A 24687-nucleotide genomic window follows, 5' to 3' on the forward strand; every position below is an offset into this window, starting at 1 on the left:
GTCAACCTGATTTAGTTCGTCAGCTTGCGCGTTATCTTGAAACCATAATGCAAAGCCAAGCCAACCTACCCCTCTCGAAATATAGTACGCAGCCCGTGCTGCATTACTCGCTGGGTTTAAATAAGCAATTGCAAGTGAAGAAATTACAAGAGCATTCCCAGCTATTGAAGCAAGATCCCCCACACTCGGAGATTTACCATTGCTAATATCCAATAATATTTTTTGAGATGTAACAAGCATCGCCCCGGCATTCGTTGCAGCCGCAGTAACCGCAAAGCTCGGGTTCGCCATACCGGCGGTAACCGTCGCAGCCAATTGCCCCAAAGAGGACAACATCGCAGCACCATCTGGTGCCTGATTTACATCAACAACACCAGTAAGAATATTTACCGTAACTTCTGCCGCGTCCGCTGCTCCAGGCATATTTCCTCCTCATATCAAATAAAACTTCGATACATCACAATAGCCAATACTGAAAAGAAACAAATTTTGGCAATACCTTCCGAGATTTTGCAAACACGAATTAGCGTGTTCTCTAAATTGCTCTTGCCATCCTCTGGCTTGAATGAGATAAATGAAAAAAATTCAAAACGCCTCTCTTTATAGTAAAGATACGTTGAAGCAATAACCGGTACTAGCAGGGCACAAAATGCGCCGAAAATAATTAAAACCATCCCAAGATCGTATGTTGATGTATTCATAATTCGCTCCAAAATGATGGAACCATCAAAAGGGGGGTATTCATTTTCATCCCACCCTCCTCATCTCAAACGCCACATCATTCGCCGCCGCAAGTAGCACCAAAGGTACCGGGTTCGATTTATCACCCATAGAAACATTAGGAAACGTGCCACGATTCTCTTTCATACAGTTTTCCTCCACATTTCTTCATTCGTAATTCCGCTAGTCAGCGAACCCGCCAAGTATTTCATTTGCACAGCCCTCACCGCTCCCTCCCCGCCTCCTGAAACGCCCCCATCACCGGCGAGAGCAGATATTCAAGAATAGTGCGGGTACCAAGATGTATCTCCGCCGTGACTTGCATGCCGGGACTGAGGGCGTGCTTGATGCCGTTGACGATGAGCTCTTGTGCTTTGAGGTCGACCAGTGCGCGGTAGGCGTAGGGTTGACCGTTGGGGGATTTGGCGCTGGGTGGAGCGGATGCGCCTGTGCCTTGCTGGTTGGCGTCGGTGGCGTCTGCGCTGAGGTGGGCGACTTCACCTTGCACCATGCCGTATTTCTGGAACTGGTAGGAGGCGAGTTTGACTTTGGTGGTTTGGCCTTGGTGGATGAAGCCGACATCCTGATTGGAGACCCATACTTCGGCTCTGAGTATCTCGTCCTTGGGGACGAGAGTCATGAGGATGGTGCCGGGGCTGATGACGGTGCCGATGGTGTGGGTGGCGACGTCTTTGATGATGCCGTCTTGCGGGGCTTTGAGTTCGAGCAGTTCGTGGCGGTATTGCTGTTTGGCGTATTCGGCCTGGGTCTTGTCCAGCTTGCTGCCAAGGTCGGCGCGTTCAGCTTGCAGGCGTTGACGGTAGTCGGCGCTGATCTGTTCGAGTTTTCGGCTGGAGGCGGTGAGCGTGGCTTGGGCGCTGGCGATGAGGTGTTGCTGGGTTTTGAGGTCTTGGGATCTTTCGGTGTATTCGCGGTGTTTGTCGGCGGCTTCGAATCTGCTGACGTAGCCGTCTTTGGCTAATTCGGCGAATGCCTCGGCTTGCTTTTGATAGTGCGGCAGGGTTTCAGTGAGTTTGGTGCTGGCTTGTTTGGCGGCGGCCAGTTCGCTTTGGGCTTTGTCGCGGATGCTGCGTTCTTCTTCGAGAGCGGTATGGTAGGCGTGACGGTTGGCGCGGTATTGGGCGAGTGCTTCGTTGTAGAGGGCTTCGGGGTCGCTGTCTGCGCGTTTGAATTCGATGTCGGCCAGCTCTGCGTCGATGCGCCGCCGGGCGATCTGTTTGATGAAGTAGTCGGCGCTGATAGCTTTGCCGTCTGCATCGGACATGGTGGTGTCCAAACGCATGAGGACTTGCCCGGCTTCGACATGCTGACCTTCGCTGACGAGGATCTCGCTGATGAGGCCTTGCTCGAAGGGTTGGACAATCTTGACGTAGCTTTGCGGGATGAGCTTGCCTTCTGCACTGGCGACGATATCCAGTTTGCCGAAGATGGCCCACAGGATGACGGCAAACAGCAGGATGAGCAGGATGCGCAACATGGCTTGCGCGAACGGCGCCGGCGGCTGGTTCTGCACGCGCAACAGGTTGGGAGCGAAATCCTGGGGATCGACACCGACGATGCGCGCCTTGCGTGCTATTTTTCTACCTGCCACAAAGCTCCCTTTCTATTACGCAGAACCAATTCATTTAATTGCACGCGATTCGTCGCTCGCGATTCTGAATTTATCTAGCAATAGCGCCTGCAATGCCATTTACATGCAGGCACATAATCGTTTCACCACTCAATCAGGAGTTATCAACAATTATCGTTGTACTTCCGTTGGCTTTAACAGAAGCGATACCTGAGTCTCGGGCAGAGGTAGATGAATACATTTGGCTTACGCCGATGATTTGCCCATTGGCCGCCTTCAATACAAAGTAAGGCTCGCTTTTAATCGATGTCCTCTTTTCATATCTTGCGTCGATTGGACTGTTGGTTTGTACTGATGTGATACCACCTTGGGCAGCTAGTTTGGTCTGGTAGATCTCACTACTCAGTATCGTTTCATGATTGTCAGCTTTGAGCACAAAATGGAATTGTGAAGTTCCAGATTTGTTCAATACAAAATATCCAGACATGGGTTCTCCCTAGGCGTTAGTTTGTTTATTTGAAATCCATACTGCTTATCAGGTTTTGTATTATGGCAAAGCTGGAATAAAAGTTAGCCTAGTAAAACTGATAGGTGGCGCCCTGTTGCGACCTTTTCAAAGATATATACCTATATATATACCTGCCCATGATTTCTCTATATCTCGCCCATCTCATATTTAACTAAAACCCACTGGATTCAAGCTTTGGTAAGGCATATATATTCCCCGCCATGAGAGAGAATCATGAAAGCCTGACTCTTTATCGAGAAATATTGCACATAGCATCTGCGCTCAATGCCTCCTCCACCGATATAGCCAATCCCTATTTCACTACTAGCACTTCAGACTTTGTTTCCCCGTATAAAAACGACGTATCTGTAGCGGTAAGTTCTTCTCCCGTAAGCCGCCCGCAAGCTGCCTGAAGTCTGAGATCATTGAGCATGTTGTCATAACGTGCACGGCGCCAGTCGCGTTGTGCTGATGCCAGTTGTTGCCGTGTTTGCAATACGTCTATGTCCGCCTTGATGCCGCGCAGGCGCGCAGTCTCGGCCCCCTTCACGGCCATCTCGGCGGACTGCGCCGCCAGCTTTGTAGCGGCTTCGCGCACTTTGCTTGCTCGCCAGCTGAACCAGGCTTCTTTCACAGACATCCGGGCTTGACGGCGTGCCGCTTCCAGTTCCTGTATGGCCTTGTCCTGCATCGCCACAGCTTCTTTCACCTTGGCACCTTGCCCGCCGCCGACCGACAGTGGCATGTTGAACTGCAGACCAACACTGCCAACGTAGGAATCAAAGCCGCTTTGTCCGCCAGTCAGGCCTGCGGCCTGCGAGGTCTTGCCATAGGAGGCGACAAGATCGAGGGTGGGTTCGTATCCCGCCTGTTGCTTGCGGACTTCTTCATTTGCAGCGTCCAGCGCACGTTGGGCAGCCCGCACCGAGGGGTTGCCGGCTTCTGCCTGTGCCAGCCAGTTTTCCAGCGTCTCGCTTCCCATCTGCGGGGTCGCTTGGCCGTCCACCAATTGCGGTGGCTCGAAGGAAACCGGCCCAATGATCTGTTCCAGAGCGCCCTGCCGAATCGCCATCTCGCTCTCTGCGACAGCCAGTTCCGCGCTGGCAATTGCTTGCTGCGCGCGAGCATCCTCCAATTCTGTTGTCGACAGGAAGCCTTTCTCATGAGAGCGTTGCGCCTGTTCGAATAGTTGCTGCATGACTCTCACTTCCGATTCGGCGACGATCCGGTTGTCGCGCGCCTGCATGACGTCAAACCAGGCTTGCGTCAGCCGTATCAACATGTCCTGCCCGGCAGCCTGCAACTGATAGTCCGCCTGCTCCAGGCCGATCTTGCTCTGCATGAAGGCTATCCAGTTTCCATGCCGCCACAACGGCTGGGTAAAACTGAGCTGTGCCGAACTCATGTTGTAAGCTTCGAGCGGATACTGGGTAGGGGGGACTGTGCGCGTTTGGTATTCGCGCCGATTATTGCTGGTACTGACGGAGATGCTGCCCTGGAAGAAATTCTCGGCAGCCGCCTGCGTGACGCGCGCTTGCGAGGCCTGACGGTTGGCTTGTGCGGCAATGAATTGTGGATCGTTGGCTACAGCACGCTCTATCGCTTCCTTGAAGGTGAGTGCATAAGCATCCGTTGCCGTCAGACAAGCCCATACAATAAGCAAACCGCCAAACGATGTACTTTGAATCGGTCCCATGCCCCGCATGCTGTCCTTATCGCACCGGGGATGCATGTGCCACAGGGGTTGCGGCATCAGACGGTGCACCCGCCTCTTGTGTGCCGAACTTGAGCACCTCGTCCACTTGCAGGGATTTGGGCAACTGATGCGTGATGAATAGCATGGTGACCTTGCCCTTGAGTTTGTTGATGGTGGTGGCGAAGTGTTCGGCGGTTTGCATGTCGAGGTTGCTGACCGCTTCGTCGAAGATGAGTACGCGCGGATGCTTGAGCAAGGCGCGGGCGATGGCAATGCGCTGCTTCTGCCCACCGGAGAGGCCGACACCGTTCTCACCGACGGGCGTTTGGTAGCCCTGCGGCAGTTGTTCGATAACCTGATGTATCTCGGCCATCTTGCACACGTGCACGATCTCTTCGAAACCGGCGTGCGGGTTGGCGAGTTGCAGGTTGTCGTAGATGGTGCCGGAGAAGAGACGCGTCTCTTGCGGCACGACGCCGAAGTTGGCACGCAGCTCGTTGGCCGCTAGATGGCGCAGATCGTAGCCATCGAGCAGGATGCTGCCATCGCTCGGCCAGTAGAAGCCTTGCAGCATCTTGGCCAAGGTACTCTTGCCGCACCCTGAGGGGCCCATCAGCACGGTGAGCTTGCCCGCTTGCAGGGTGAGCGTGAGATTGCGGTACAGATAAGGATGTTTGTCGCTGTAGCGGAAGCTGACATCCTTGAGTTCAACGCAGCCCCCTGCCCCACCCTGCGCACGGGCCGGCGTCAGGGAATAGGGTTCGTTCGGTACATCCATCAAATCGCCCAGACGCTTCACCGCAATATCTGCTTGCTGGAACTCCTGCCACAGACTTGCCAAACGCAACATGGGTTGCGTCATGCGCGAAGCGAACATCTGGAAAGCGACCAGCATACCGATGGTGAAGCCGTCGTTCTGCATCACCAGCAATGCGCCGACCACCAGAATGGACAGCGTCATGACCTGCTCCAAGGCATTGACCACGACGTTGAAGGAGTTGGAGAGTTGCTTGGTGGCAAAACCCGCAGCAAGATACTGCGCCAGATAGTCGCCGTATTTCTGCACCAGCACAGGTTCCATCTGCAGAGATTTGACGGTTTCCATTCCGGCGATGTACTCGGTGACGAAGGCTTGGTTCTTGGCCCCCAGCATGAACTGTTCGTTGAGCCGATCGCGCAGCGCTGGTGTGACGAGCAAGCTGGCGAGGGTGATCAGCGACATCAGCAACAGGGCAATGAGGCTCAATTGCCAGCTGTACCAAAACATCACCGCGAGGAAGATGAGCAGGAAGGGGAAATCCAGCAGCAGCGACACCGCTGCGCCGGTGATGAACTCTCGCACGGTCTCGACACCATGCAGGCGGGCCACCAGCGTACCCGTAGGCCTTTGCTCGAAATACGGTACGGGCAGATGCAGCATGTGGCGGAAGACATGACTGCCAAGCACCGCATCGATGCGGTTGCCGGTGTGCAGCACGAAATACTGGCGCAGCCAGGTCATGGCGCTGGAGAACAGCATGAACATGACCAGCCCGACCGCGATGGCGATGAGCGTGCTCTGCGTCTGGTGCACCACGACCTTGTCGATAATGACCTGGGTGAACAACGGCGTGACGAGTCCGACAAGCTGAATAGCCAGCGAGGCGATCAGTACATCGCGCCAGATGCGTTTGTGTTTCATCAGCTCGGGGATGAACCAGCGGAAGCCGAACGGTTCAGGCTCCTTGGGCGAACTGGCCGCCTCCTCCCCTTCGCTTGCGTTTTGCTCCTTGCGCGCGATCAGCAGAATGTCAGTGCGGAACAGTTTGAAGAATTCATCGATTGCGATCGTTTCTGGAGATTCCGATCCAGCCCGGAAAAACATCAGCTGTCCGCCGCTGGCCTTGATGAGCAATACAGGGACGGTGAGTACAGGGGCTTCTTCTGCTTCCGGCTGTTCTAAACTGTCGGGTTCGGCTGCAGGCTTGTCCTGCTCGGCATCTGGTTTGTCAGCCGTCTGCTCTGTCGGCTGGGGGCGCAGAAAAGCAACTGCCGGGAACGGAAGCTGTTCAAGCGTTGTGAGTGTCTTGTTATCCAGGTTTCGCTCACCGACTTTGAAGTCTAAAGCCTGCAGTGCATTGAGCACTGCCACGCGCGAGTAAGGCGGTGGGAACTGTTGACGAATGAGTTGCGGATCAAAAGGTAAACGGAAGATGCGCGACAGACTGCCGATCAGCCAAATCATGTCTTGACCTGTGTGGTGCATTGATCCTTCTGGCCTTGTATCTATATTCAATTTTCGGCATTGCATACCGCATGCCTGAGCGGTATGGTCAAAATACTGATCAGCAGGATCTGTAGGTAGATTTACTCGGCTGCTTGCCTTTACTCCGCCCAACTCCAGTCACCAGCATCGCGAAGTTTTTCACTTCGCTACCATGCCCCCTAGCCTTCAATATTCGCCAATACATCGATCCAGCATGCAACGATTGGATGCCCATCGATGATCATCGGCGGCCCTGCGCGATGCGAGCGGAAACCGGCACGCCTCAGTAAGCGCTCTACACCAAGCGGCGATACAGTAATCAGGCCTTTAGCACCATGTTCTGCAGCACAAGCAATCGAACGGCGAAGAAGCTCCACCGCGATCTCGGATGAGAACTGCCCCATGGCGGAAGACATTTGATTGGAAAAATCAACAGCCGCAAAACGGGATAGCTCCCATATTTCCGGGCTGGATGGTGGGGTCTGCCCATTGAGCAACTGCGGAAACACCTCACCAAGCAGATATGGGCGATCCGTCGGCAACAATCTCGCGCAACCATTAACGGTTCCGTCATCATCCTGTGAAACGACGTACACCGTATCCGGCCGGTCAAATTGGTCGACTTCGATACCTTGCTTGGTTTGCAATTCCCAACCAAGCATTTCAATGAATACCTTGTGACGATAGCTTGAAATCTTTGAGAACAGCTCCCCGGATAGTTCATTCGGCATCCCCGAAATTACTCTCATGTCCACTCCCCTACTGTTGTTTTTCAGTGGTGTGGATTAAATGAGATAGGTCAGCACGAGGTAACTATCAAAGTTGCTAGGTTGAGCCGGCAGAATGCGTTTGACTTTGATGCAAAACAGGCTTTACAACTTACCGGTATCGCAGCTTAATCTGCTCCATCACGATGGATTGCCAATCCATTCCGTCAATGAGCAATTCTTGCAGCAGCAAAGATTTTTCGGGTCCGAGGTCATTCTTGTCCCCGTCTTGCAGCATGATATTGCTGCGCGGCGAACCTTGCCTGCGCAGGCGCACGGCTCCTTGGGAGAATTCCATCTCCCAATCCCAGCCAATGCTTATCTGCGGCGTGCCTGAGCTCAGCCATTCCGTATACCCAGTGATAGACGCTCTAGTTGCGTTGGCGATCTTGCCCGCCACATCGTTATCGTCTAGCCCGGACATCAGGTGCTTTAGCCTGATCATTTGCAACTCGGCATAGGTAAGACGGATATAACCATCCGCAGATACCTTCAGCATGCCTGCAGGTATTTCCTGAAGTGACGCATCCGACCGAGCAGTGTGTAAATTGTCACGCATTTGATAGTGGTATTATTCGACTGGATCATGTTACTCATTCTGTCCATGTTTCGATATTGGGAGAATTATCAGGTAGTCTTCCAGCGCAATCTGGATCTATTGACAGGCATACCATGGACTCGTGGCAAGAAGAACAGTTGCAGTCATTGCTGAACGCCAATTCAGAAGGCGCGCTTTTCGACGCACTCTCTAACTGTGTCGCCCAATTGGGCTTCGAGAACTGCGCATATGGATTACGCGCCCCCTTACCTGTCTCATCACCCAAAGTAGTCCTGCTGAACAATTACCCCACTAGTTGGCAAGACAGCTATGTTCGGAACAACTATCTATTAATTGATCCGACTGTTGCGCACGGAATGAAATCGGTTCTGCCGCTGGTCTGGTCAGACGGCCTGTTCGCAACCTGCCGCGAATTCTGGGAAGAGGCCAGGTCTCATGGACTTAGAGTCGGATGGGCTCAGTCTTGCCATGATGCGCGCGGCGTCGGTAGTCTGCTCACGTTAGCTCGCTCCCACGACAATCTCTCACCCTCGGAGCTATCAGAGAACAACTTGAAGATGTCTTGGGTTGCACAATTAGCTCATGAGGGGCTTTCCCGCCTGTTGCTCGACAAGCTGATGCCTGAATCAAGCGTAACGCTGACCGCACGAGAATGTGAGGTGATGCGCTGGACTGCAGAAGGCAAGACATCTAGCGAGACTGGAGACATCATGAACATCTCCGACAGCACCGTGAATTTTCACATCAACAATGCGGTCAGCAAGTTAGGCGCATCCAATAAGACCGCTGCTTCCATAAAAGCAGTCGTTTTGAGATTAATCTAGCCTGGCAGGCAAGATGCCTCACCTACTACGGTGAGGTTCAATCCGTTCATCTTCATGCCATCCACTCGCAAGAAAGTCTCAGCGCCTTATTTCCCCAAGTCCCGGAATGCTGAGAAAGCACTGAAGTTCATCTGCACACCAATCAACCAACGTCCCGAGTCGCCCGCAGCCCCTTTTGAACGGAACATTGCTCGTCCTGCAACTACAGCAAATTCAGGCGCAATATCGAATCCAATACCGATCGCATTCACCTCTCCGTCTATGCTCGCCGGATCGAAGTTTCCCATCGATCTTCCATAGAATATGGAAAAGCGATGCTTCCATTCCTCACCGACCAGTGGATATATATCCTGATCTTCGAAGAGTCCCCTCAGCTCTGCTTCGGCCGCGGCCCTTTTTTCTGCATCAGACGGATTGGAAGCCGCTTGGACGACCTTCTCTGCCGCCTCTTTAGGTGTCGACCCTTTTCGCACCGCATACCATTTCCCGCATGGATAAACCTTGATTGTTGCGAGGATCCCTGAAGCAGCGAGCCCCCCTGCAACATTGCCGATGCTTGCATAACCTAAACCGACATCAAAATATCCCGGCTTCTCAGTTTGGAAAGTCTGTCCAGTGCTCAGATCTTTTGCCTTCCACTCCAACTCGCCACACCCCGCCGCATGAGCACTCTGTATTGCCATACACAACATCAATGCAGGGAATATTTTTTTCATAATCGCACCCTACTATTGAATTATCAATTTATCGCCGATGATTCTGGTTGGATTCCGCAAACTCTCAGCTTCTGAAATGTCTTCACAATTCTTTCTGACTAACGTGCCCCTGTCGCCAATCGTTCTCGGGCAGTTTTCATATTGACCCAGCATGCTTCGCACCAACTTGTTCGCTTCCATTCCTATGTGCAAGGTTTTGGGTTTCCACCCCCAGTAGTCAGAGTGACCTGCGCCATCCACCGGCTTCTGTTCGATGTATGCATTCCCATCCACCCAAATGTTATGCCCGAGTGCTACCGGCAATATCCCTTCATCTCCCGGCGCAAATGTTTGTCCAAGCGGGAATGCCGTCGACAGTACTATGTCGGAATTAGAGTACAGACTTTTGACCGGCACATTCTCGATCACGGAACGCAAGTTCCCTCGATTCGAGTTTTCCAACTTAAATGTTGGCACTGCTGCCGCCATAAGCACCACGCAATTGATCCGGTCATACAGCCAGAACATTTGACTGAGTAGCTCCAGAGTCAATCTGCACCCCATGGAGTGGGCGACGATCTCTATCTTCAATTGCGGGATCTCACGACAGAGCTGAACAATCACGTTCGCCAATTCTTTAGAAGACTGGAGGGCGTGCTCTATGCTGCCCATATAGAACAAGAAGGAAAACAATCCCCAGTTCGCGTCACCCGGCCAAAACACCTCTCCGACCACTCTGTTGTCGAGTATCGGCTGATTGCCCCGCTCCTGCGCAATCCTGCGCTGGCAGTCGCGAAAGCCGTTCTCGTAAGCTTTTATCGCGTCAGCTTCGTCGTTGTTGTATCCGTGTACCAGCAGCAGGAGTACCGGCAGCGGTTTGGCACTCAATTCCCGCCTCAAACTCTCGAACAGTTTCTGCCGCTCTGCCGGATCGAGCTGCTTGACCTCTCCCCCTTTAGTCTTTTGCCTGAAAGACAGAGAGGTGACCGTCCAGTCTGCGTCTGGCATCGCCTACTTTCTCTTGGCGCTCAAGCCAGACAGTGCCGACACGACATCCTTTGCAAAGGGCGAGACCATTCCGCCAATCACAGACAAAATCGCGATCTCAAATGGTCCAAGATGACTTCCTGCGTCACTACTCTTCAAGACGTAGTACATGATTATCGAGCCGAGAACGACGGCGGCACGCTGGTTATATTCAGCCCACAGATATTGCGTTTCGTTCTGAAATCCATCCAGTTTCCTGGCGACCAGGTTTGCCAGCCTTGCGCGAGATTGCGATGCCTCGCGCCCCAACTTATTCTCTCCATAGCTCTCATACTCCATCCCGTTTGATGCCATCGCACAGTAGTCCACCCACTGTCTTGCATCCTCATGCAGCCTGTTGGCGGATACGCTGCCCGTCAGGAATGCATACAACGCCGGATACCTCGCGGGAAAATCCATGACGATGTTGGCCGCCGACTGGAATTGCCCCATCATTTTCTCTGTCGGCTGGTCGAATATCACATCGTTGAAATGTACTTCGCCCATCGCTTTGTTAGTGATTCTGACGGAGTGGTTCTTCAGGAAGTCATCCTTGATTGGGTTGCCTGTGGCAATCGACATCATCTCTGAATAGGCGTCTGGATCACGGTCAGCGTTCAGCCACGCGCGAACGCGATTTTTGTGGAAGTGCAGTCTGGAATTCATCATGCTTTTGTATAGCTCGATGAGAGCCATGGTTATCGTACCTATCGCCGCCAGAATGATCGCGTAACCCAATATCTCGCTGGAGAACAGGTTCACAGCTTCTCCCGTCCTGTCGATTAGATTTGATTGCACCGAGGAATTTGCGGCAACTACCGAGCTTGCGATCACCTGATCCATGAGTATCTCTCCCGCCCCTGTTTGCGCATGGATAAAATCCTATCGCCTTCCGCAAAACGTTTGTCCTATCAAAGTTCACAGGTTGTCTTGGGAATATCGGAGTGCGCAGAATCCATCTCGTTTCCCGCACACTATGAGAATAGCCATGCCAGACAATCTGAACATCCGCCAACCGCAGGATCCGAAACGTATCAACGTAAATGAACCGTGGGAATTGCGATACTGGACAAAGTGGATGGGTGTGTCGGAAGCGCAGCTAAAACAGGCCGTTAAATCAGTCGGGCCGATGGTGATGAAGGTAAAAATTTATCTGGGCGTCAGGTAGCGTCACGCAAACGCTGGATGCAAGGAGGCCTATTCCTAAGGGGATGACTGCTGGCTGTCGATATGTCGCTACCCTGTTAGCACAAATCCAGCGGATTATTTTTTCAGTCCGGATACATTAACCCCTACTTTTAGGATGGATACTGCTAGTATCCGTATGCAACACCCTTAATCGGCCAAGGATAAACAACTTCATGCAACTTGAACAATCCGGCTCCACATTGATACAAGCCGCCATCGTCATGGCGATCTTCTCCATGTTCATCACACTAACCGTCAAGGGACGCGAGATGCTAGAAAGCTCACACTGCAGTGACCTTTCTCATAAATTCAGGTCGATAGAGCAGGCACTCTATGAGGGACAGTTTCGTTCCGTTACTTCAGGCGGCACCAGTCATGGCAACAAGCGCAGAACGCAATACAACGAGAGTACAGGCGTCACCCAAGACAATCTACGCATTGCTGATCTGCTTAATACTTCCCTAAACGAACCGTTTTATATCTTGCAAAAGATACCGGTAGCGGAATCAATGCATAGCGCCTCGAAAAATCGCGTGAGCGGCTATGCGCTTATCAATTTGTCCAAGGAGGGAGTGAATGCAAGCGACATCCGAAACGCGCCCGTCCGCGGCATGGGCGGCGAATTCATCATCTGCTCCGATAACATCCCGGGTCGCCTGGCGAAACAGCTGGACATGATGCTGGATGATGGCATCACGACAAAAGGTGCGATGCGGATTTCTCACGCGCAACATGGTGGCGAGCCGCTCTCGTCAGACTTTCTTAATGCGCACGAATTCTATCTTGCTTGTTTGAGCATCAATCGGGCACCTCAATTTAGCCCACCTAACTGACTAATTAGTCTTTGCAGCCGATTGGCTACAATGTAGACGTAGTAATAATTGGGTATTACAAGTTAGATACACTCATATTTGAGTAGTTTGGAAATACCGCACCACCTCCACCATCGCCTGCGTATCCAGCTCGCAGTACTTCAGCAGGTTCCGGATTTTCCGCTCACGCTCATCTGATTCCGTGGATGGATCGATGATGTCCAAGTAGGCCAACTGGGCCAGCGTCCCGTTCTGCACATCTTCCAGTTGTGTGTAGTCGAGGTGTGGTGCAATCGTTGGCAGCACGGCCTTGATCGACCAAGAGCCTTTCATATCCGGATGGTAATAGTGGTTCTGCAGCCAAGGCAGCAGGTTCACCAGCCGATCCAGAATCTCCGTGAGCGGCTGTTCGAGGTCTGGGCAGATTCCTATCAATCCCTTGATGATGGTACTTTCGAAGCTGCCATAGACGATGATCGGCCCGTCTGCTTCGACAGCTGCAATCAGACTCTCAGCAAAGCGCCGCATCGGTGCCTCACCAGTGGTATCCAGGAACTCCCGATGCGCCAGTCCTCCTTCCTCGCGCTCGATATGGCACGACCACTGGAAAGGCAGTTGCTGGTGCGGCCGGGTACCCGCCCAGCGCGGAACCACGAAGTTGATGGTCTCGAAATCCAGATAGAACCGAGGAAATGGCAACTTTCCCAACTCCACAGCCAGCTCATCTGAGATGAATGGCTCGTTGGCGCGTGTCGCCTGCCACACCGTGATGTGCCGCGCATTCTTGAGGACGCCATCAGGGATGTCCCGAACATCCGCTATGCCTGCATCCTGCAGATCAGTGATGAGCTTGCGACCATTGGGCAGTATGGAAACAGGGAACTCTGGCAACGCCCTCTCACAGTAAGACATGAACTGACAGTCTGGCTTGCACTGGCCACCGATTCGAATATCAGGCTCGCCATCGGCCAGCGTGTGCCGAAAGTTCGCCAGCCAGCCCGGCACTTCTTCCAGCAACGCCCTCACCTGTTCAGTGACATCCTCCTCGACAAGCAGCCCTGCGTAGTCCCCATCACCGGCATAGACAAAACTGGTGTCGACGTGGGCGATGCCGACCGTCGAGATCGGCACACCTGCCCCCTCCACAACCCACAGCTGGATCGCACAATCGAGTAGATGATGGTCTTTGACGCTCCCCGAGGACTTGACCTCCACCATGCGCCACGCATCCCCGTCCAGGACGAGAATGTCGGCGCGCACCAGCGTTCCAGCATGGACGAATGCAGCCTCGAACAACGGTGTAGCTGGCTGGTGGCCCAGCAGCGCCATCGTCTCGGCCACCGCCCGTTCAGGTTGTTCGACATGTCCGACCAACCTGCCCTGCGGATAGTTGAGCCTGGCCATCCGGCCGACCTCGATGCCGTAATCGATAGTCAGCTGTGAGGTCGCGGAGGGCTCAGCCAACTCCGGCTGGTTTGTTTGCAACCAGAGACGCTTGGGACAGCGCAGCCCCGACATGAGACGTGATTTAGTGACGAAGGTGGTCATACGCCGATTGTATGTGTTGGCTTGTGTGGAATCCATTACAGACGCAGTGCATGCCAAATCATTGCGCTCAGTCATTCCAGAATCCCTTGAACCGGTCTGCGGACAGCTGGGTGTAACGGACGGTGTGCTGGATGTTCTTGTGCCCCAAGTAATGCTGGATGGCACGCGTATCCTGTCCGGCCTGGGCCAGCTTGTAGCCGCAGGCGTGACGCAGCATGTGCGGATGGATCGTGAAGGGGAACCTGGCCTCCCTCCCTGCCCGGCTGATGATCTTGCGGACTGCATCATCGGTAAGCGGTGCCTTGCGTTCGCTGATGAACACATAGGGCAGGTTCGGATAGTCACGCTGTAGCCGGCGCAGCGCACGCAATTCCGGACCGCGTAAAGGATGGACGCTGGGAGTGCCCTGCTTCAGACGATTGATGTGCATCAGTCCTTGCTTGAGATCGACCTGCTCCCAGCGCAGGCTGACCAACTCGGTGACGCGCAGGCCATGACGATAGGACAGCATGATGAGCGTGGCATCGCGATGGCCATGCCGTCCGACTTTCCCGGCTGCACGGATCAACTCATCGACCTCATCTTCGGTCAGATACTCGCGGCTGCGGTATTCGGTGTTCTTCAGGCGGAGCGGAACTTTCCGATTTTCGATGTTTGGCGCAGCCTTGATGGGGAACTGCAAGACCGCGTTACTGCGTGGTGCCATTGTGTGAACTCTCCGTATAAGGGGCTTTTTACGGAAAGTTTCCAACCCCTCCCGTCGTCAGCTGTTCACACAATTTACCTAGGTGATCAGATTTCCAAAGCGAAACTTAATTCTATTGAAGCGATGGGCTAGCGCGTCCGTAACAGACGGGAAAGGCTGCATTGGGTGTTCATGCAGATGTCGGTCACTGTCACTTAAATATTTTTATAGGGAGTCAATTCACATCGAGGTTTGTTTCAAACAGATTGCCCTCTGCGTCTCTCACTCGGCCAAAGCCGCCGGTGCCAACCTTATGGATCGAGGGCCGTTGAGGAATTGTCACCGGTCATGAGGGTAGAAAACATTCCGAACGGAAGTTTTTTGGAATCGCGACTGACCCTCCTAAGCTGTCATTCGTGCTTTAAGAATAATGAAGCTCAGCAATTGACATGAGCGGCGTGAGATTGGCGAAGCCGGTGGCATATCCTTTTTCGATTGAAAAGTTAGGTTGTGCAAACGACTGTAGTCACAAGGATGAATGTTTCCAGTGTTACAACATGTCATTGGAGAATTTTTTAAAATTGATAGGGTGATATAGTTAGATCACTCTCCTTAATTTGTTCAACAATATCATGATGACAACTCACATTGATTCAGCCATCACTGAAGCAGCTCAGTTGCTGGACTCTCATCCTGACTTCAAGATCATTCGAAGAATTACCCCTCGAACATCCTTCGCAGAGAGCTATGGACGCGAGTTATCAAAAGGGGTCGTTATTGATACCGAAACCACCGGAATTAGCCCTGACAAGGATGCCATTATCGAACTTGGAATGGTTCTATTCGAGTTTGATCCTGATACGGGAATAGTCTACGGTATTCTTGAGTCATTTGATCAACTGGAAGATCCGGGATTTCCAATTCCCCATGAGGCAACCGCCGTGCATGGCATCACCGATGAAATGGTGAAGGGAAAACGAATTGACGAGTCCAGCGTAGAGCGGCTCCTCGAAGGCGTTAGCCTGGTTATTGCGCACAATTCAAAGTTCGACCGAGTATTTCTTGAAAAGCGTTTGCCCATATTTGAATCGCTGCCTTGGGGGTGTTCTTTATCGCAGGTCGATTGGAGCGAGCAAGGAATTAGTTCTGCCAAGCTGGAATACATCGCATATAAATACGGGTTTTTCTACGATGCACATCGTGCTGACGTGGATTGTTTCGCACTGCTGGAAATTCTGCAGCAACGACTTCCAAAATCTGGTGATTTGGTTTTGAAACCCATATTAAATGCGCTAAGCCAGAAATCCTATACGGTCTATGCAACTGGTTCGCCTTTTGAAACAAAAGACACACTTAAGGCTCGTGCTTATCGGTGGGATGGGGATAAGAAATGTTGGCATTTAACTGTATTTGGGGATGACACGCTTAAGGAAGAAATGGGTTGGTTAAAAAGCAACGTATACAAGAATCGGCCCGCAAAGATTGAGATTGAAGTTCAAAATTGTAAGAGCAGATTCTCAAGCAGAACAGGGAATCGAACTGTAAGAGAGATATAGGCGCTTGTTACGTCTCAACAGCAGAAAGGGACGGCGGACGCACTAAGATGATCGATTAATCGTTGTTGGGTTCATCTTCCTGTGCTTGCGGGCCAAACGAATTCTCGACCTCGCTTGCGAGTTGAGCCCAGTCAACCGCCCGCCCAGCATCGCTTCCGAAAGGAGAGAAGCTTGCCAATCCTCTTAACAGCCAGGGCAAGAAATTAAAGACAAGACTATCGATGAGCGTGACGAACTGGTCGAATTGCTTATCGACGTTGTCTGCACCTGCCTTCGACCTTGCGCGCGCAGGTAGTTGCTCGAAGACACTTCGCATGTCCTGACTCTGAGCTAGTTTAGTTAGCACCGTCTGCATATCATCTGGCTTGAGAGGATGTCGCTGTCCCGGTTCGCTCACCACCTTTCTCCACAAGTAGTTCTGCTGTTCGTCCAAGTGACTGAAAGCACGTAGCATCTGTACCATCAACTCGATTGCCAGAGGCCGCACCGAGGTGTCCGCAAGGTATTCCAAAATCTTGCGAGCAGAATTTGGCGAAAACCCAGAGAGATTGGCGGCATTACCAACTTGGGTAAGACGCACGGGACTGTTCATGACTGCGAGCGCCCCACCAGTTCTGCTGCCATCCAACAGCCCTGCTAGTGACTCATTAAGTAGCGCCTCGATACTGCCCCGAGAACGGTCTCGAACAGCATAGGTAGCGCTGCTTAGTAAACCAGCGATATTGTCAGCCCCCTCATTTTCTTGTATCGATGCGAGTAATTGAGAGGAAAACACAGATCGAATCGATGCTTGTTCTTCCTCCCGCAGGTTTGGGTATTTGTCGCCCGCTGTTGATTCAATGGGAGCCGAGCTGAACATCACTGAATACAATTGCTCCCTCATTACGACGCCACGGAAAGCTTCGGGAGAGCCACCTGTATTTTCAAAAAGAATTGTGTCGCCTTCTGTGAAAGCTCCAGCGCGACCGTTTCGCCCCGCGATGTTTCGAAACGTCATCGATTTTAAGGGCTGACCATCGCTCCCCAGCCAATGAGATACCAATGTCCATCGAAAAGGAAGATCTGCTCCTTCGGCGAGTGTTGTCGTCGAGCAAACGATATCTAACTTTCTAGCTCTTGTGGCCTGCTCAATTTCGCGCCGGACATCATATGGCAGAGATGCATTGTGATAGGCAACCCCATGGTGCAGACAGGCTGCCAAGGAAGACAGCCAGCCGTATCTTGCGACTATAGAGTCTGCAAGCTGCTTGGTTTCTTCATGGCTAGTCAGTGGCAATTGATTTGCGAGCGCTGTCGCTAGCAATCTTGTATCCGCTCTCCGAGGGGAAACCACAAGAGCAGGCCACCCAAGTCGTTGAAGCAAATCTATTGCTACTGCGGCGACATTGCGTGAAGCTTTCGCCTCATAGGTCACAGGATTTCGCGCCGGCACTACGTTTTCGGGCAAGCCGACTCGTACCGCACCTGAAATCGGGGTGTTTGGGAGAGAACCTGACGGGCGAAGCGAGTCATTCCCATGCACCCAGTGCATGTTTCCGTCAGCACGGCAAACTGCAATTCGTCTTGCGGTAGGCCGCCATGACAGTCTGTGAATATTGTCGTGCGTGACTCCCATCCACTGACATAAACGCTCTGGCTCAGCAAGTACTGCTGAGAGCCCCAGAATGCGCAATTGCGGCAGCCGCTGCTGCAGTAATCTAAGGCGAGAAATTAATCCTTCAACCCGCGCCCCTCGGGAGCCGTTTTCAACGATGTGCACCTCGTCAAATACTACGAGACGAAGATCCTCGAGATGTTCTCCTCCTCGCAACCATGCATCAAATCTCTCCGGTGTCATCACCATCAGTGCGCGTCCACCAGTTCCCTGTAGTGACTCGTATTTGAAGCCTCCAAACATCGACACCATGGAAATATGACCGCTAACTTTGGCCTCCAACGAGGCCCGAACTTGTTCTCCAATCGCAACATAAGGCGCTATATATATGCTTAGTCCACTGGTCGCAGATGCAGAGGCCATGCAAGCCTCTGCAATGAATGTTTTTCCAGTGCTGGTGGGGAGTGTTAGCAGACAATTCCCACTTGCCTCAGCGACTCGGCGACGAGTTAGCAAGTCGTGTTGAGGAGGGAGAAGCGTTGCAATGCCAGCCCCTATGGATCTCTCGACGAACCAGAAAGGTATCTCCGGAGCCATTTCGTACAACGATGCCGTTGATAGCCGGTGAGCTTGTCTCATTGCGACGTTGATGCTCAAACCAAGTGCTTGGTCCGACGAACTGCTTCTATTTACAGCGAGGTCTCTAAGAACTTGCTCCGCCCCTTTTAGCATAGCGTTCCGCTGCTCGCTAGTCATATCTCGAAGCGAGTGGAACCAATTCCATCGAAATCCTTCGATACCGAGAATCGGATCTTGCTCTTGGATTGCCAATTGACCTGTCGGATCGCACACCACGGAGGCAATGAAGCGCATTGGAGTCGCAAGCACGTATTCAGGCGAAACTCTTCCTAACGCTGCCTTGGCACTCGGAAAATTTCCGTACATCGCATGTGCAATGCTCGCAGAAAGCATCAATTCATCGATACTTTCAAAATCTGCGGAGTCCATAGTCGCTAGATGTTCGGCGCATGACTGTAATGTTCTGGCCGCAGCTATGAGAGGAGCCGCATTATCCTCATCATCGAGTTGCCTCAGCTCTTCTGGAGTGCTTTGAAGTTGGTAGCTTCCGATGCACTTCAAAGCGACAGCCACATCTAGGGAGTCCGTTGTAGATTCCGCTGGCATAGCTCTTCGCGCCTTTGCAGCAGAAGAAGCGGCACTTGCCAAGAAATTAACATTACTAGGTACGAGACTCATGGTGTGAATGGAATCCGGTTAGCCATGTGAAGGAGCGCTTGATTCAACTGCGCGATTGAGATGCTCCAAGCTTCAATGCAGCCTTGAGGCCACCCTTGATTCTGAATCTCAGTCATTACGTGGCTGAGCGCAGCAACTGGATTGCTATTTCTATCGTGAACTAGTGTCGGTAAAAGTCGAATACGAGTGCAATCTGATGGACTAGGCTGAGCAAGGTCTTCCACGCGTTGTACTTGCGACTGCGATAGGCGATGCTCCCACATCAGAGAACACTTGAGAGAGCTAACACGCGACATGAGAGACAACGTGGGTTTGGTCGTATCTAGGAGCTTTTGATAGTCGTCGATGAGAGCCGTCGAGTATCCCAGTTCTGCCGCGCCCGTTGTCTTAATCTCTTGGATAAAAAGTCGGTCATTCGCCACAATCCCGTTCGGGTCAAGATAGATAAAGATGATGTCCACACCCGTCACTGCGGATGGATTGAAAGGAGTGAGAGCGCTGCCCAACTTTGCAATGAAGGGGCCGCTAGCGAATCGTTCAGTATGACCAATAAGAAAGGTAATAGCTTCACCAAGGTTGCCCATCTGGCCTGTAGTGATTTTCGTTAGAGGAGGTGATGGGGGCCCAAACCCTGGATGCATGAGCGCTTCAAGGGTTTGAAGAATCCACGCATAAAAGGCAGCGCAATCCGGTGCTCCAACGTAGCAATGGATTTCTCCTATGCCCACGACGGGTGTTTGCGTACTTGAAAATGAAACCATGTATCTAAGCAGCGCGTGAAAGTCGCCTGCCCCCCATATTTTTTGTGCGGAGATATTACAGGCTAGAAACGTATATGTCGCGGATTCGGCAAAATCGAACTTCATTTTGTACAGCTTTCGCACTTTCCGAATCGGTCGTGCCCTGTTCCTCAGCTGATTTTTCCCAGGCAGACTTGTCGCTCATCTCTATTCTGAGGTTCCGAAAAACATAGTTTGACTGGCATCTACAAATGCATCGTACGCTCTGATCACATTGATTGAGCGAACCAAACAACTAAGCTCGAACCAAATGCCTATTGCGTGGGTACGCCAAACACGATTTCGTCGGCGCTAAACCACCCTTCCCTGAGCACAAAATCTTGGATTCGCTCGGGCGAAGATGAGTATGCAACGAGTGCGAGACTCTCCTTGGCACGGCTTGCTGTCACATAGAAGAGACGCTTGGTGTTTTCAACGGTCTTGTCACCTGCGGCCTTGCCGCCGAACAGGTCTTCGTACTTGAATAGAAAGCCTCTTGCCTCTTTGTCATCCATGATGACCATGACCCGATCAAACTCGAGACCCTTGACGCCCTGATGAGTGTCGAAGTGGGCATTCCCCGAAAGATACTCAGCCATCGGCTCAATCTGTGAAAAGGAAACATTGAGGAACGCTTCTATAGCGAGAGCCCGTTGGGTCTGACGATCCTCTTGATCGTCTTCCTCTGAAGCATTGAACGAAGCCTTTTCTATCGCCCCGGAGGCATTGGCCAGCAAAGAGTCTGGAATCTCCAACAGCCTGAGCTCTGCGACACGTCGCAGAATTTGCAGCAAAGTCGGCTCGTCCCCACCTTGCCACAGCGCTAGGAGCGAGTCTATTGCTGCGTTCACCTGTTGCAAATGCTTCTGTGTATCCTTTGTTTCACGTAACGCAACTTGAGTGAGAAGCGGAGAGTAGGACTTGGCAATGCGTGCAACCGCGAATCGATCATTTCGACGCTTTGCGTTTACGAGCGGAAGAACCTGATCTGAGAAGAATCGCGATACGGGCAGAGTCCCTTCTAGAAAGCTGGTTCTCCAGCTGTCTATGTCGTATAGCGGTGAGAAAGCGTCGAGGAATCCCATGCGCGCAGCTGCCATTCGATGCTCTAGGGTTAGGGTCTTGATCGTCTTCGGCTCACGCCATTTGTTGTCGCCAGTTACCGTCGACATGTGGGCAGCAATAGCGCTCTCTGCGACAGGTTTCCCTTCCATATCGCTCGGCAAGAGGAATAGACGGACTACACCGTTGACTGCCGCTGCACGCGGCTCCTGATGCTGCTTGTCCGTTGTGCTACGAACCTTGTTGATCAGCGTGATGATTCGCTTTGGACAGCGGTAGTTGAGCTTCTTGCCAGGTGTCGCCCAATCCTCCGGCAGATTCTCGCCGAGCCCGTCCTTTCCGTCGCTATAGATGCGCTGCATCATGTCGCCGAGAAGTCCAAGCAGGAATTTTCCTTTGAGAGCGGCCTGAACTGTGAAAAGAGCGTCGATCAGATGCTTATTTGTATCTTGGCTTTCGTCGATGAGAAGGATGGGATATCGACCAGCAAGAATACTTTGCATCGTTGGCTTGGTGTTGAGGAAATGTGCTGTGAGTTGCAGAACCTCGGAATGATTCAATGCGTCACGCCCACGGTTGTCGCTGGTCGGGCTGTAAGTAAACGACTTGATATTAGGCAGGTTCTGAAGTCGTTTCGACTTCGACCCAATTTTGCTCAGGCGAGTTGCCGATGCTTTGGTGCCTTTTCGACCTTTGGCCTCATCCGCTTCTAGCTGGACGATGTCGTTTGCCAACTCTACGCGTAACCATTCTCGAATGTCATGATTAAGCCCTTCGATAAGTGACCACGCGAAGCTATGAATCGTGCGAACATCGATTAGGGGATCAAATAGAAGTCGCCTTTTGATTTCGCCACTAGCAGCGTTCGTAAAAGTGACAACCCCCACGCGCTGCCCCTTGACTCTAAGTCGTTCGCCCAAGTTCTTTTGCACATGCTGGAGGGCAGTAACGAGTGAGCGTGTCTTTCCAGAACCTGCTCCAGCGAAGAGGAAAAAGCTCTTCGGAGAATCAAGATTCAGGCAGGCCGCAATCTCGTCATCGACGTGATCATCGACGTGATCATCCGCTATGACCATAACCGCGATTTCAGCAGAAGCACTCATTCAGGTGCCCCTTTGTCCTTTGCATCGCTTGTTAGAGCTGTCACTGAAACCGGCACTTTCCCGGCGATCCCGTCCTCCTTGCGCTCAAGCTGTTTTGCGAGCCACAGCAACCCCTCTTCAATGTAAGCCGGAGGCTTCGTTGTGTTGATCTCGTCGCTGTAAAGAAGCTCCATCGCGAATTCAGCCTTGCCCCCCTTAGCCAAGTCTGCAGATAGTCGCGTGGCAAGATCGCCAAGATCAGTGGCACTATCCAGAGACTTCCGGATTCGACCCATTAGCCCAGTTCCATTCATCGCCTTGAACATATCTATGTTTTCATAGACTAGCGCGTCCTCAAACGTATTGGCGAGAGCCTCTTCGTGCTTATTGGATTTGAACTTAGCCTTGATCGGCTGCTGGTAGGCGACGCGAATGGCGTAGCCACTAGGATCAGAAATCACAATCTGCTCGGGCTTCTTGTCGAGCAACGAATCAAGCGACTCGTCCTTTGGAATCCATGTCTTGAGGGTTTCATTTCGAGCCTTCAGGCTTGCGCCGCGCATTGGCGGAACCGCCTTTCCATCCGCATCTTTCGCATCAATGTCGGTGATAATCAATGTGTTCAATCCAAGGTGATTTATCAGGGATTTCAGTCGATGTGCATGACTTCCCCCGATCTCAAGCCAAGTGACATAGCAACGCCGTAGATATTTGAACTGCTCGCGGTTGCGCACGAAGTGCGGAACAAGAATGCGTTCGGCCGGGCCTTCGACCAAAACAGCTCCATCAGCAAAGAACAAATCGCAGTGCGTTGCCTTGAGGTAACGCTTCACGAAACGGCCTGTCTCATCCTCATTTCCGAAGGTCTCAGATAGGTTGATGACGCACGAGATCGGTACCGCCCCATCCACCGCGTTGACAGGCAACCGCCGAAAGTATCGCAGGGAAGCGAAATCGGCTTCATGCGCGAGGTGGCTTGAATGCGTGCTGACGATAAGCTGAGTGCGAAGATTCTTTGAGCTCATCAGTTTGTCGTGCTTGCGCAAAACGTCATAAGCTTGCTTGATGAAGACCTGTTGAACCTGCGCGTGAAGATGCGCCTCGGGCTCCTCAATGAGTACAAGATGGAGGGGAGGAATAAGAGCTTCGTCTTCGTCAGTTGATTTTGAGGCCTTACCGACTTTCATCCACTTGTCGCGGAAACTCATCAGCGCGAAGACAATCGACACCAGATTCTGATATCCCAAACCGTTTGAGTCCTCGGGAAGGTGGTGTGTAAAGCCACCACCTGTTGTGAGATACGTTGGCACCTCATACTGAACTGCGGAAGCATGGTTTAATCCATCGACAGGCTTAATGCTTGTAGTGATTGTGAGCTTTGGATCGGTGACCCCGGGGTACCCGATCTCCTCAAGCTCCTTCAACGCAGTTGAGAAGCAAGTTTCAAGACGCTTGCTAAATGCAGCCTGCGCCCCATGCAAAGCCTGCAGTGCCTCTATATCCTTCGGCTCGGGTTTATCAAATGGGTCTAGGTGTTGGGTGTAATAGTTCCGAAGCTGGTTAGAAAGCTTTTTTCCACCTCTCGTTCTCTCTTCCTCGTTCGGACCATCACCACGTGGCGAAGCGTTAGCGAAGCCGAACCCGCGCTGTGCACTGATCTCATCGATTCGAATAATTTTCTTGAACGGGTCACCGTCGATCGGCTCGCTTCCTGGGGGAAGAGCCTGCGGAGAGGCAATACCGTTCTTTGGCATGACAATATTTTCAGGATCAAGGAGATATGCTCGGACCTCAAAAGACGAACGCAATCTGAGAGACAGGAAGTCCATCATCGACCTCGGCCACAGGGCAAAACCTTCCACGAGCGGCACCGCGACCCCCACTGCACCACCTTTTGTAGGCTGTGCTGTGCTCATGACCGCAGCTGCGTTTAATTTAGCTGTAAGATATTCCAGCTTTAGCGCTTGGACATCCTTGGGTTCATAGCGCAGGCGCACGCCAATATGAGCGCCAGCCCAATCGAGGGTAGGAAGGATCTTCTGAACGAAGTGGAGATCCTCCTTTGGCACGTTCATCCAAACATCCAAATGCGGAAGAACCGTACCCCAGTCAAATGTCTCTTCTTGCTCTTCGGGGACGGAATTCTCCCAGGCGATTGCAATCGCGTCGAGCTTACCCCAATGGGCCAACGTGAAGTCATGGATCGAGAAGTTCGTTCGATCAACGAGGAAGTGACGAAGTGCGACCATGGCTGAGGTCTTTCCGCTGTTATTTGCACCAACGAACACCGTTGTTTCCTCGGCGAAATCTACCCTGACGGCTTGGAGTTTTCGGAAGTTCCCGATTTCCACGTGTTGAATATGCATGCTTTTTCCCTTTGTTCCCTGCTTCTAAGCGCGCTGAAATCCGCTTTGACTGGTCTTTGTAATACTGATGCGAGGATGACGGAACTCCAAGCTTCGTGACCCATCAACCTATGAGTGCGCTTCGGTT

At 52.3% G+C, this 24687-nt stretch carries 20 protein-coding genes; 4 read left to right on the forward strand and 16 right to left on the reverse strand.

What is annotated here, in order from left to right; genetic code table 11:
• Positions 1-437: 437 nt before the first annotated feature.
• The 7 genes from ACYCZ5_RS13055 to ACYCZ5_RS13085 form a co-directional block, all read right to left on the reverse strand.
• On the reverse strand, positions 438-701 hold the full coding sequence (locus ACYCZ5_RS13055; RefSeq protein ID WP_461545236.1) for a hypothetical protein: 264 nt from the start codon (positions 699-701) through the stop codon (positions 438-440).
• A 242-nt stretch (positions 702-943) separates the two neighbouring features.
• Positions 944-2332 carry an HlyD family type I secretion periplasmic adaptor subunit gene (locus ACYCZ5_RS13060; RefSeq protein ID WP_461545237.1) on the reverse strand — a complete coding sequence of 463 codons (1389 nt, stop codon included), beginning with the start codon at positions 2330-2332 and terminating at the stop codon, positions 944-946.
• A 133-nt stretch (positions 2333-2465) separates the two neighbouring features.
• Complete coding sequence (locus ACYCZ5_RS13065; RefSeq protein WP_459724451.1) at positions 2466-2798, reverse strand: YegP family protein; 333 nt, start codon at positions 2796-2798, stop codon at positions 2466-2468.
• Between the two features lie 334 nt (positions 2799-3132).
• On the reverse strand, positions 3133-4515 hold the full coding sequence (locus ACYCZ5_RS13070) for a TolC family protein (RefSeq protein WP_461545238.1): 1383 nt from the start codon (positions 4513-4515) through the stop codon (positions 3133-3135).
• A gap of 16 nt (positions 4516-4531) precedes the next feature.
• Entirely contained in the window at positions 4532-6739 is a 2208-nt protein-coding gene (locus ACYCZ5_RS13075) for a peptidase domain-containing ABC transporter (protein WP_461545239.1), read from the reverse strand.
• Between the two features lie 200 nt (positions 6740-6939).
• Positions 6940-7509 (reverse strand): acyl-homoserine-lactone synthase, encoded by a 570-nt coding sequence (locus ACYCZ5_RS13080; RefSeq protein ID WP_461545240.1) that lies wholly within the window; start codon positions 7507-7509, stop codon positions 6940-6942.
• 130 nt (positions 7510-7639) lie between these two features.
• The gene (locus ACYCZ5_RS13085) at positions 7640-8026 is read right to left on the reverse strand and encodes a DUF4902 domain-containing protein (protein WP_461545241.1); all 387 of its coding nucleotides are present in this window, start codon (positions 8024-8026) and stop codon (positions 7640-7642) included.
• 20 nt (positions 8027-8046) lie between these two features.
• Between ACYCZ5_RS13085 and ACYCZ5_RS13090 the strand changes: the two genes are divergently transcribed.
• The gene (locus ACYCZ5_RS13090) at positions 8047-8910 is read left to right on the forward strand and encodes a LuxR family transcriptional regulator (RefSeq protein ID WP_461545242.1); all 864 of its coding nucleotides are present in this window, start codon (positions 8047-8049) and stop codon (positions 8908-8910) included.
• Positions 8911-8996: 86 nt separating this feature from the next.
• On the opposite strand, the gene ACYCZ5_RS13095 is transcribed toward ACYCZ5_RS13090, so the two are convergent.
• Genes ACYCZ5_RS13095 through ACYCZ5_RS13105 form a run of 3 tightly spaced genes read right to left on the reverse strand, consistent with a single transcriptional unit; the run spans position 8997 to position 11474 of the window.
• Complete coding sequence (locus ACYCZ5_RS13095; RefSeq protein WP_461545243.1) at positions 8997-9626, reverse strand: hypothetical protein; 630 nt, start codon at positions 9624-9626, stop codon at positions 8997-8999.
• 12 nt (positions 9627-9638) lie between these two features.
• Complete coding sequence (locus ACYCZ5_RS13100) at positions 9639-10613, reverse strand: alpha/beta hydrolase (RefSeq protein WP_461545244.1); 975 nt, start codon at positions 10611-10613, stop codon at positions 9639-9641.
• A 3-nt stretch (positions 10614-10616) separates the two neighbouring features.
• Positions 10617-11474, reverse strand: coding sequence for a hypothetical protein (locus ACYCZ5_RS13105; protein ID WP_461545245.1), 858 nt, complete (start codon positions 11472-11474; stop codon positions 10617-10619).
• A 145-nt stretch (positions 11475-11619) separates the two neighbouring features.
• On the opposite strand from ACYCZ5_RS13105, the gene ACYCZ5_RS13110 reads away from it, so the two are divergent.
• The gene (locus tag ACYCZ5_RS13110; RefSeq protein WP_461545246.1) at positions 11620-11799 is read left to right on the forward strand and encodes a DUF3606 domain-containing protein; all 180 of its coding nucleotides are present in this window, start codon (positions 11620-11622) and stop codon (positions 11797-11799) included.
• 193 nt (positions 11800-11992) lie between these two features.
• Positions 11993-12652 (forward strand): hypothetical protein, encoded by a 660-nt coding sequence (locus tag ACYCZ5_RS13115; RefSeq protein ID WP_461545247.1) that lies wholly within the window; start codon positions 11993-11995, stop codon positions 12650-12652.
• Between the two features lie 72 nt (positions 12653-12724).
• Here ACYCZ5_RS13115 and ACYCZ5_RS13120 read toward each other — a convergent pair whose 3' ends face one another.
• Both ACYCZ5_RS13120 and ACYCZ5_RS13125 read right to left on the reverse strand, forming a co-directional pair.
• The gene (locus ACYCZ5_RS13120; RefSeq protein ID WP_461545248.1) at positions 12725-14179 is read right to left on the reverse strand and encodes a DUF2779 domain-containing protein; all 1455 of its coding nucleotides are present in this window, start codon (positions 14177-14179) and stop codon (positions 12725-12727) included.
• A gap of 67 nt (positions 14180-14246) precedes the next feature.
• Positions 14247-14885: a tyrosine-type recombinase/integrase gene (locus ACYCZ5_RS13125; RefSeq protein ID WP_461545249.1), complete on the reverse strand. Its 639-nt coding sequence runs from the start codon at positions 14883-14885 to the stop codon at positions 14247-14249.
• A 611-nt stretch (positions 14886-15496) separates the two neighbouring features.
• On the opposite strand from ACYCZ5_RS13125, the gene ACYCZ5_RS13130 reads away from it, so the two are divergent.
• Positions 15497-16420, forward strand: a complete 924-nt coding sequence (locus tag ACYCZ5_RS13130) for a 3'-5' exonuclease (protein ID WP_461545250.1) — start codon at positions 15497-15499, stop codon at positions 16418-16420.
• A gap of 55 nt (positions 16421-16475) precedes the next feature.
• On the opposite strand, the gene ACYCZ5_RS13135 is transcribed toward ACYCZ5_RS13130, so the two are convergent.
• The 4 genes from ACYCZ5_RS13135 to ACYCZ5_RS13150 all read right to left on the reverse strand — a co-directional run bounded on the left by ACYCZ5_RS13135 (position 16476) and on the right by ACYCZ5_RS13150 (position 24560).
• Positions 16476-19271 carry a DEAD/DEAH box helicase gene (locus ACYCZ5_RS13135; protein ID WP_461545251.1) on the reverse strand — a complete coding sequence of 932 codons (2796 nt, stop codon included), beginning with the start codon at positions 19269-19271 and terminating at the stop codon, positions 16476-16478.
• A complete protein-coding gene (locus tag ACYCZ5_RS13140) occupies positions 19268-20137 on the reverse strand; it encodes a hypothetical protein (protein ID WP_461545252.1) in 870 nt (289 codons plus the stop codon). Before ACYCZ5_RS13140 ends, ACYCZ5_RS13135 begins: the two co-directional genes overlap by 4 nt.
• 188 nt (positions 20138-20325) lie before the next feature.
• Positions 20326-22215: a UvrD-helicase domain-containing protein gene (locus tag ACYCZ5_RS13145; RefSeq protein WP_461545253.1), complete on the reverse strand. Its 1890-nt coding sequence runs from the start codon at positions 22213-22215 to the stop codon at positions 20326-20328.
• Positions 22212-24560 (reverse strand): AAA family ATPase, encoded by a 2349-nt coding sequence (locus ACYCZ5_RS13150; protein WP_461545254.1) that lies wholly within the window; start codon positions 24558-24560, stop codon positions 22212-22214. Before ACYCZ5_RS13150 ends, ACYCZ5_RS13145 begins: the two co-directional genes overlap by 4 nt.
• Positions 24561-24687: the final 127 nt, after the last annotated feature.

Source organism: Sideroxydans sp., assembly GCF_054604835.1.

Bases quoted from the DNA above. Each gene is read 5' to 3' on its own strand.
- ACYCZ5_RS13150 (WP_461545254.1), bottom strand. From the start codon at position 24,560: ATGCATATTCAACACGTGGAAATCGGGAACTTCCGAAAACTCCAAGCC.
- ACYCZ5_RS13095 (WP_461545243.1), bottom strand. From the start codon at position 9,626: ATGAAAAAAATATTCCCTGCATTGATGTTGTGTATGGCAATACAGAGT.
- ACYCZ5_RS13055 (WP_461545236.1), bottom strand. From the start codon at position 701: ATGAATACATCAACATACGATCTTGGGATGGTTTTAATTATTTTCGGC.
- ACYCZ5_RS13085 (WP_461545241.1), bottom strand. From the start codon at position 8,026: ATGCTGAAGGTATCTGCGGATGGTTATATCCGTCTTACCTATGCCGAG.
- ACYCZ5_RS13105 (WP_461545245.1), bottom strand. From the start codon at position 11,474: ATGGATCAGGTGATCGCAAGCTCGGTAGTTGCCGCAAATTCCTCGGTG.
- ACYCZ5_RS13125 (WP_461545249.1), bottom strand. From the start codon at position 14,885: ATGGCACCACGCAGTAACGCGGTCTTGCAGTTCCCCATCAAGGCTGCG.
- ACYCZ5_RS13120 (WP_461545248.1), bottom strand. From the start codon at position 14,179: ATGACCACCTTCGTCACTAAATCACGTCTCATGTCGGGGCTGCGCTGT.
- ACYCZ5_RS13115 (WP_461545247.1), top strand. From the start codon at position 11,993: ATGCAACTTGAACAATCCGGCTCCACATTGATACAAGCCGCCATCGTC.
- ACYCZ5_RS13075 (WP_461545239.1), bottom strand. From the start codon at position 6,739: ATGATTTGGCTGATCGGCAGTCTGTCGCGCATCTTCCGTTTACCTTTT.
- ACYCZ5_RS13140 (WP_461545252.1), bottom strand. From the start codon at position 20,137: ATGAAGTTCGATTTTGCCGAATCCGCGACATATACGTTTCTAGCCTGT.
- ACYCZ5_RS13080 (WP_461545240.1), bottom strand. From the start codon at position 7,509: ATGAGAGTAATTTCGGGGATGCCGAATGAACTATCCGGGGAGCTGTTC.
- ACYCZ5_RS13110 (WP_461545246.1), top strand. From the start codon at position 11,620: ATGCCAGACAATCTGAACATCCGCCAACCGCAGGATCCGAAACGTATC.
- ACYCZ5_RS13100 (WP_461545244.1), bottom strand. From the start codon at position 10,613: ATGCCAGACGCAGACTGGACGGTCACCTCTCTGTCTTTCAGGCAAAAG.
- ACYCZ5_RS13145 (WP_461545253.1), bottom strand. From the start codon at position 22,215: ATGAGTGCTTCTGCTGAAATCGCGGTTATGGTCATAGCGGATGATCAC.
- ACYCZ5_RS13065 (WP_459724451.1), bottom strand. From the start codon at position 2,798: ATGTCTGGATATTTTGTATTGAACAAATCTGGAACTTCACAATTCCAT.
- ACYCZ5_RS13135 (WP_461545251.1), bottom strand. From the start codon at position 19,271: ATGAGTCTCGTACCTAGTAATGTTAATTTCTTGGCAAGTGCCGCTTCT.
- ACYCZ5_RS13070 (WP_461545238.1), bottom strand. From the start codon at position 4,515: ATGGGACCGATTCAAAGTACATCGTTTGGCGGTTTGCTTATTGTATGG.
- ACYCZ5_RS13130 (WP_461545250.1), top strand. From the start codon at position 15,497: ATGATGACAACTCACATTGATTCAGCCATCACTGAAGCAGCTCAGTTG.